General features: G+C 60.3%; 4 protein-coding genes and 3 rRNA genes. All 7 read left to right on the top strand.

All coding sequences use genetic code 11. From position 1 onward, the window contains the following. A 23S ribosomal RNA gene (locus tag CGA22_RS13625) occupies positions 1-108 on the top strand; the annotation flags it as partial. A 171-nt stretch (positions 109-279) separates the two neighbouring features. Beyond that, positions 280-395 (top strand): 5S ribosomal RNA (rrf, locus tag CGA22_RS13620). A gap of 107 nt (positions 396-502) precedes the next feature. Further along, positions 503-618 (top strand): 5S ribosomal RNA (gene rrf / locus CGA22_RS13615). Positions 619-811: 193 nt separating this feature from the next. Continuing rightward, entirely contained in the window at positions 812-1,447 is a 636-nt protein-coding gene (locus tag CGA22_RS13610) for a hypothetical protein (protein ID WP_041023292.1), read from the top strand. 158 nt (positions 1,448-1,605) lie between these two features. Next, positions 1,606-3,111, top strand: a complete 1,506-nt coding sequence (locus CGA22_RS13605) for a YdgA family protein (RefSeq protein WP_041023293.1) — start codon at positions 1,606-1,608, stop codon at positions 3,109-3,111. Between the two features lie 237 nt (positions 3,112-3,348). Next, positions 3,349-5,829 carry a poly-beta-1,6 N-acetyl-D-glucosamine export porin PgaA gene (pgaA, locus tag CGA22_RS13600; RefSeq protein ID WP_041023294.1) on the top strand — a complete coding sequence of 827 codons (2,481 nt, stop codon included), beginning with the start codon at positions 3,349-3,351 and terminating at the stop codon, positions 5,827-5,829. A gap of 12 nt (positions 5,830-5,841) precedes the next feature. Next, complete coding sequence (pgaB, locus tag CGA22_RS13595) at positions 5,842-7,839, top strand: poly-beta-1,6-N-acetyl-D-glucosamine N-deacetylase PgaB (RefSeq protein WP_041023295.1); 1,998 nt, start codon at positions 5,842-5,844, stop codon at positions 7,837-7,839.

Here is a 7,839-nt window from a genome sequence, read left to right as displayed (position 1 = left end):
TTGAGCTCCCTGAAGGGCCGTCGAAGACTACGACGTTGATAGGCAGGGTGTGTAAGCGCTGTGAGGCGTTGAGCTAACCTGTACTAATTGCCCGTGAGGCTTGACCATATAACACCCAAGCAATTTGCTTGCTCCGAGCTGAAAGGCACAAGGGCACCAGATTGCGGTGTGTGAAGACGAAACGAACCGAAAGTTCGAATCGCTCAGCAGCAACACACAAACTATCGCATACCCATTCGCTGGAACGTGACCGCAAGGCACGCGCTGGCTACCGAATTTCTTGACGACCATAGAGCGTTGGAACCACCTGATCCCATCCCGAACTCAGAAGTGAAACGATGCATCGCCGATGGTAGTGTGGGGTTTCCCCATGTGAGAGTAGGTCATCGTCAAGATTAAATTCCGAAACCCCTATCTGCTGACGCAGGTAGGGGTTTTGTTTTAGTAGAAGTTATCGATTTTCGCCGGCACGTTGCTGTTGAACGGGCTGGTCACAGAATTTCTTGACGACCATAGAGCGTTGGAACCACCTGATCCCATCCCGAACTCAGCAGTGAAACGATGCATCGCCGATGGTAGTGTGGGGTTTCCCCATGTGAGAGTAGGTCATCGTCAAGATTGAATTCCCAGAACCCCTGTCTGCTGACGCAGACAGGGGTTTTGTCGTTTTGGGCCGGTAATCGGATCGTGCCCCCGATTACTGCCGACACCCCGGCAAACCCCGAGGCCGTTGCTATGCTGTGAGTGTCGGGGACTGGCAAAAAACGGAGTCCGCGACGTCAATGCGTCACTGGTCATGGGGATTCCAATAATGAAAAACCCTTATGCTCCCGGTTTCTGGTGCGCCATCGCCGCCTTGGTGCTGCTTTCGGCCACTTATTTCTATGGCGTCATGCTGACTCACCAGATCGAAAAAGCCCTGATATTCCTGGACAGTGCATCTGCGCTGATCGGCGTGATATCCATCGCCGTCGTCGCCTGGGCGTCACTGCAAGGGCAACGGATCAAGAAGAAACATCTGGGGCAAGGCAGGACCCTGGTGCTGATCTGGGATACCAAGGTTGCGTTAAGACGGGTTGAAACGGTATTCGACCGTTATTTCTGGGGCAGCTACTGGCAGCCTGGTCGCACCTTCCAAGAGGTTATGGGTGAGCTCACAGGCACTCCGTTGGAAAAAAGCCTGGAGGCCCTGAAAATCCAGTGTGCCGCTCTGGACAAACAAGTCGCCCAGGACGGCTGGCATTGGCTCAACAATGCCCGGGAGCTGTGCGATGTTGCCAATGCCATGGCCCGTGAACGTTATCAGCTGGACTTCTGCGACCCTCGTGCGGAGTCATCGGGCGCGGCGGTCATCAACCGCGATTTCGAAGTGCTGGTGTACACCTGGACGGCGCGGCTCAGGACTTTCGACCATCAACTGGACGAAATTGAACTCCAATATTCGTAGACCACCTCTCAAGAATTTGCTTATCCCCCTTTAAACATTGGGCCCCCAGGGGTGCCTGATGGTAATCTCCTCCCCCACTTTACGGCGTCAAGCCACACCCTTCGCGGGTCAGGGAAGACGACGGCTTTTTTCAACCATGGATATCGATCGGGTCACTTATGAATAAATCAGCAAGCGTACTCTTGGGAATCGTTGTAGCGATCGGAGCTGTCAGTGCGGGTGGCGCCTGGTACACCGGGACCAAGCTTGAGGGCGTGCTGCAAACAGCCATTGCCGAAAGTAACAAGCAAATGGTGACCGCCCTGGCCGGCTCCAACAGCTCGTCCTCCATCGAGCTGGTCTCGCTGGATCGTGGGACCTTCAGCAGTACCGCTCATTATCGCTTCAAAGGTGAAGGCGATATGTTCGGTGGCGAAGCGGTCGAGTTGCTGGTCGTGGATCACATCGAACATGGCCCGCTGCCTTTTTCCCGTCTGATGACGCTCAAGTGGTTGCCAGTCATGGCGACCAGTCACACCGAGATCGAGCGGACCCCGCTGACCGAAAAATGGTTCGCCGCCGCCAAGGATAAATCGCCGCTCCAAGGTGTGTTTAACCTGGGCTACGACCAATCGGTCAACGGCACGCTGGAGTTGTTGCCGCTGGACGCCAAGCTGGATGAGCAGTCCCAGGTCGTGTTCTCCGGCCTGAAAATCGACCTGGCCGCCAATGCCCAGGCGCAGAAAATCAAAGCCGACGGCTACATGGACAGCCTCAAGCTGACCAGCGTCGCGGAAGACCAGAGTCCGGTGCTGGTTGAACTGAATGGCCTGACCCTTGCCAGCAACCTGAGCAAGAGCACCTACGGCTATTACATGGGCGACAACGCCCTGATCCTGAGCAATATCAAGGCCAGCTTCGGTGAGCAGAAGTCGGTGGTGGGCTTGAAGAATATCGAAATGAAGAACAGCAGCACCGAAAGTGGCACCAGCGCTTCGGGGCGTGCCGATTACAAGATCGGTGAGTTGTCGTTCAACGATAAGACCATCGGCGCCGCGCAGATGGCAATCAGCGCGAAGAACCTCGACATCCCCGCCACCATGTCGCTGATGCAGGTTTATCAGGCCAAGCTGCAGCCTTACGAGAAAGCCGCCGCCGAAGCCGCTGAAGCTGGCGAGCCTGCTCCGGAGCTGAGCCTGACCGAGGCCGAAGAGGCGAAGGTCAAGGCCGACCTGGAAAAACTCCTGGCCGCTGGCCCGCAGATCGCGTTGGAAAATCTGTCGTTCAGTACCGCCAGCGGTGAAAGCCGTGCGAGCCTGGTCGTCGATCTGGCCAAGCCGCAATCCATGGACCTGCCGCCTGATGAGTTGGGCCGTCAGTTGCTCGCCCTGCTGGAATTCAACGTGAAAGTGTCCAAGCCGATGCTGGTGGACCTGGCGACTGTGCAAGCCCAGATGGAAGGCCAGACTGACGCCAAACTGATCGCGGATCAGGCCCTTGCCACCAGCGATATGTTCAGTGCCATGGCAGTGGGTACGCAGTTGGCGACCCTGGAAGGCAACGATGTGGTGACCAAGCTGCGCTATGCCAATAATCAGGTTGATTTCAACGGTAAGAAAATGACGGTCGAAGAATTCATCACGTTTGTGATGAACCAGGTGGGTGGCGGCGTAGCCGTTCAGTAACAGCGTTTAGCAACATCCCGAACCGGTCCGTGCCTTGCGCACGGGCCGGTTTTTTTTCGCCCTTCGATCAGAGTGAATCTGTATCGATTCTGAAGAATTGTGGCGTTCTCAAGAATGCCCCGCCCCGCAATGCAAGACTAGGCCCATTAGAGCTTGGCTGGATTCCTTTGATCCGGCTTCCTGTTTGATGGGCAAGGGGGCACTGCGACCCGGCTGGCCATGTAAGGATGCTGACGAATGCCGCGTACTGTGGGTCCTCTTATTCAATGCGGTTTGCGCCCGTTGTTTGGCGTCGTGTTGTGCAGCCAGTTGTGCTGGCCGGCCTTCGCATTCGCCGATACCGCCTATGACCAGATGGTGCTCGACGCTCGCGCCGGCCATTACACGCCTGCGTTGACCCTGTTGCGTCAGGCACCGGCCGGACAGGCCAGTGCTGCCCAGACCAGTGATTATCTGCAGATTGCCAGTTGGGCCGGCCTCGATACCGAAGTGGTGCAGGTCTATGAAACCCAGGGGCGCCACCGCAACCTGTCGGTCCAGGCGCTGAGCGCAACGGCTCGTGCCTACCGCAACCTCAAGCGTTGGGATTCGGCTGCCGAGCTGTATCGTCAGGCGCTGCTGATCGATCCCCGGAACCCCGACCTGCAACTCGGCCTGGCCTTGACCCAGGCGGATGCCGGCAAGCCCGATGAAGCCGTCAAACGTGCAAGGGCCATGGTTGCCGCGAAGCCTGAAGACCCGACGCGTCGGATGGCCTTGGGCTATGCGTTGACCCGTGCCGATAACCCTCACGAAGCACTGTTCGAATACGACCAGGCGTTTTCTCGCGCTGGTAGCAGGCCCGAAATCGCCGGGGAATACATCATTGCCCTGCAGCGTGCACGTCTGCCGGAGCCGGCGTTGCGTCTGGCTCGTCTGCAGCCGGGACTGATTGACCGTGGCGTGCAGCGGCGATTGGAAGGCGACGTGGCAGCCGAGCGGGTTCGCCTGGCGGACATGGCCAGCCGCAGCGAAAAGGATCGCTTCGTCATCGCTGATCGCGCCCTGGCCGATTACGATAAGTTGCTCGCCACCTGGACCCCGGTGGCCGAGGCCCATGATGACGTACTCCGCTGGCGAATCGACCGCATGGGCGCGCTCAATGCCCGGGCGCGTCGGGCGGAAGTGATTGCCGAGTACCAGAAGTTGATCGCCGAAGGCGTGAGCATTCCCACCTATGCCCTGCGTTGGGTAGCGTCCTCCTACTTGGAGCAGCGTGAGCCGGAGATCGCCGTCGACCTGTACCGACGGGTACTGAGCGCACCGGACGCCGATGTTGCGGACCGCTTCGAAGACAGTACCGCGCTCTATTACGCGCTGCTGGAAAGCGAAAGATCCGAAGAGGCCCGTGCCTGGGCCGAAGACCTGGCCAAGTCCCAGCTTCCACGGGTCGAGCTCAAGGGCTTGCCAATCGGCAACCCCAACGACGAGTGGATGGATGCCCAACTGCTCGCCGCCCAGTCCGGGACCTATGGTGCCGATCTGCCGTCTGCGGAAGCGCGCCTGGAAACCCTGGTCGACCAGGGGCCCGGCAATATCGGCCTGCGGCTGGCCCAGGCTGATCTGTATCAGGCCCGGGATTGGCCGCGCCGTTCGGAAAACCTGCTCAAGGAAGTCGAGGCGACCACCCCGCGCAACCGGGACCTGGAAATCGCCCAGGCCCGCGCCGCCATGGATTTGCAGGAGTGGCGACAGTTGGATGCCCTGACCGACGACGTCGTGGCCCGCTATCCGGAAAACGCCCACGTGAAACGCTTGCAACGCCAGCGCGACGTGCACGACATGGCTGAACTGCGTGTCGAGGCCTACACCGGCAAAAGTTACGGCGGCGGCAACGGCGATGCCGGTGCGGTCACCGGCAGTCGGGATTTCGGCATCGAGACATTGCTCTATAGCCCACCCATCGACGAGGACTGGCGACTGTTCGGCGGCGTCGGTTATGCCACGGGCGATTTCGAGGAAGGCACCGGCCGTCACCGCTGGCAGCGTCTGGGTGTCGAACGCCGCAGCCGCGACATGACCCTGGAAGCGGAAGTCTCCAACCATGCCTACGGTTCCGGTGACAAACAGGGTGCGCGCGTGGCGTTGGCCCGGGATATCGATGATCACTGGCAGTACGGCGGCAGCCTGGATTACCTCTCGGCCAACACACCGCTGCGTGCACTCAACAGCGGCATTCGCGCCAATGGCGGCAGTGGTTTTATCCGCTGGCGAGCCCATGAAAGTCGTGAGTGGCGATTGACGGTCAGCCCTTCTCATTTCAGCGATGGCAACAACCGCCTCGAGACCTTGCTGACCGGCCGTGAAGGTCTCTACAGCACCCCGCGCCTGCAGGTGGAACTGGGTCTGGAGGTAGCGGCCAGCCGCAACAGTGGCTCTAACGAAGTGCCCTATTTCAACCCCAAGTCGGACCTCGGCGTCATGCCGACCGTCACCGCCAACCATGTGTTGTATCGCCGTTACGAAACCACATGGAGCCAGCAATTTCAGGTCGGTGCCGGCAGCTACAGCCAGCGCGACTACGGCACCGGCGCCATGGGACTGCTCGGTTACGGCCAGCGTTTCCTCTGGAACGACGTGCTCGAGGCCGGCGCCACGCTGAGTTGGCTCAACCGTCCTTACGACGGCGATCGTGAAAGCGATCTGCGCCTGCTTGTCGACCTCACCTACCGCTTCTAGAAGAGTTTGAAGATGCCTGTCATTTCGCGATTCATCCTTCTGCTGGGGGTCTTGCTGATCAGCGCGTGTGCCCAGCAGGCCCCGGCGTTCACGCCGCCCTCGCAACGGCCCCTGGCGGCCAATGACGAGCCGTGGCCGAAGAACCATGTGCTCGGCATCGCCTATCACGATGTCGAGGACCTCGATCCGGACCAGGCGCTGGTGGCCGTGCGCACCGAACGACTGATCGAACAACTGGCATGGCTGCGGGAAAACAACTACCAGCCGGTCACCGTGGACCAGATCATCAACGCCCGTAAAGGCGGCCCGGAGCTGCCGCCGCGTGCGGTGCTGCTGAGTTTCGACGACGGCTATGCGAGTTTCTACACCCGCGTGATGCCGATCCTGCGCGCCTATAACTGGCCGGCGATCCTGGCGCCGGTGGGCAGTTGGATCGATACGCCGCTGAATCAACCGGTGGATTTCGCCGGGGTGCCGCGCAAGCGTTCCGAGTTCCTGACCTGGGAGCAGATTCGCGAAGTGTCGAAATCGGGCCTGGTGGAGATCGCCGCCCACACCGACGCCAATCACAAAGGCATCCTCGCCAACCCGCAAGGCAACCAACAACCGGCGGCCACCACCCGGCGCTACGATCCCGCTACCGGCCGCTATGAAGCCGAGGCCGATTTCCAGGATCGCCTGCGCAAGGACGTGGCCTCGATCTCCGAGAAAATCCGCAAGGTCACCGGCTACCGTCCGCGAATCTGGGTATGGCCTTACGGGGAAGCCGATGGCACCGCGCTGCAGGTGATCGACAGCGAGGGTTATAAAATGGCCCTGACCCTGGAGGACGGCCTCGACAGCCTCGATAACCTGATGAGCGGGCCGCGGTTTTTGGTGGCCTCCGATCCGGATGGCGCACATTTCGCCGAAAGCATCGTTTCCGTACAGACGAACGACCCGATGCGCGTGGTGCATGTCGACCTGGATTATGTCTACGACCCGGACCCCGTGCAGCAGGAAGCCAACGTCGGCAAGTTGATCCAGCGTATCTACGACCTGGGCGCCAACACGGTATTCCTGCAGGCGTTCGCCGATCCAAAAGGCGATGGTCTGGTGCGTTCGCTGTACTTTCCCAACCGTCACCTGCCGGTACGGGCCGATCTGTTCGACCGGGTCGCCTGGCAGTTGCGCACACGGGCCAATGCCAAGGTCTATGCCTGGATGCCGGTGCTCAGTTTTGCCCTGGATGCGAAGCTGCCGCGCGTGCAGCGCTGGGATCCGGCAACCGGCAAGACCGGCGTCGCCCCGGACCAGTACGTGCGCTTGTCGCCGTTCGATCCGAACGTACGCAAAGTCATCGGCGAGATCTACGAAGACCTGGCACGGATGAGCTCGGTGGATGGGGTTCTGTACCACGACGATGCAGTGCTCTCCGACTTCGAGGACGCCGGTCCCGCCGCCCTGAAAGTCTATGCGGCCAACGGCTTGCCGACGTCCATCGCCGCTCTGCGCGAAGATCCGGCAGCGATGCAACGCTGGACCCGCTTCAAGAGCCGCTACTTGATCGACTTCACCCGTGAGCTCACCGCCAAGGTCCGGGCAATTCGTGGCCCGCAGGTGCTGACCGCACGCAATATCTTTGCCGAACCGATGCTCAATCCTGAAAGCGAAGCCTGGTTCGCCCAGAACCTCGACGACTTCCTTGGTGCTTATGACTGGACGGCACCGATGGCCATGCCGTTGATGGAGAAACAGACCCGCGCGCAGTCCGGCCCGTGGCTGGAGCGCCTGGTCCAGACCGTCAAGGCCCGCCCCGGTGCCCTCAAGCGCACGGTGTTCGAGCTGCAGGCCCGTGACTGGGACAGCAAACCGGCCAGCGATATCGAGGGTGAACAGTTGGCCGACTGGATGGGACGCCTCAAGCGCCAGGGCGTGACCAGTTTCGGCTACTACCCGGACAACTTCATCGAAGACCAGCCCGCGGTGAAAACCGTGCGGCCGGCGCTCTCCAACAAGTGGAATCCTTGA

Source organism: Pseudomonas sp. PSB18 (genome assembly GCF_014596565.1).
Lineage (GTDB): Bacteria > Pseudomonadota > Gammaproteobacteria > Pseudomonadales > Pseudomonadaceae > Aquipseudomonas.
This window is presented reverse-complemented; position numbering and strand designations above follow the sequence as displayed.